The 681-nt window shown below is 48.9% G+C and carries 1 protein-coding gene and 1 pseudogene; both read right to left on the bottom strand.

Going from position 1 to position 681, the window contains the following annotated elements; genetic code table 11:
- Positions 1–294, bottom strand: a pseudogene (locus AC1DWB_RS36740) (glucosamine-6-phosphate isomerase); the annotation flags it as partial.
- A gap of 167 nt (positions 295–461) precedes the next feature.
- Positions 462–681, bottom strand: a 220-nt coding sequence (locus tag AC1DWB_RS36735) for a Dabb family protein (RefSeq protein ID WP_477545970.1), incomplete at its 5' end; no start/stop codon positions are given.

Below are 681 nucleotides of genomic sequence, written 5' to 3'. Positions count from 1 at the left end.
GAAGTATACAGCCCAGCGATACATACCTACAGGTCCTACCGGCAGGATGAGAGCCAGCTTCTCGCCACGGTCTCTGGCTTGCTTGATCTGCAGGGCGATCTCATGCCCCATGTACGTATCCAGATCGTAAATATGCTCGCATGACACCGGCTGAAATCCAGCATGCCAGTGGCTCTGGCGATCGAACAAGCGCTCCGGCTGATGGGAACAGCAGGCATCCAATCGAGCAAGATCCCACCCTTTCGGGAAAAACCCTTCCAACATGGAACCAGCAATCGTACTTAATAGGTTCACTTCTCTCACCTCTTTCCTATTTGTTAGTCCACTGGACTATTTATTAATTGAGTTGAGTATACCTCACATTTCCACAAGTTGACAACACTTTTTTGACGACAAAAAACAGGCTTCAGCATATATATCGCTGTCAGCCCGTTCCCTGATTCAATGTGACGAAATCGAACCTAAATTTCAATGTCTACTACGATGCTATCTACTCTACCTACTTCACGAATATAGGCAGCGACGGCTTGGTGTTGAGGATTCGGACCATACGCTTCCAGCGCGGTCTGATCTACGAACCGTACGGATAGGACGATTTGGTACCCCTGGTTTTTCCCGGAGAAGTTAATCCCTGCTTGCAGGTCGACCACTCCAGATAAATGCCCACGTAGCGCCTTGAAC

It is taken from the genome of Paenibacillus sp. P4_E11 (genome assembly GCF_056401635.1).
The sequence above is the reverse complement of the archived record's forward strand: the minus strand, read 5'-3'. Positions and strand labels throughout refer to the sequence as shown.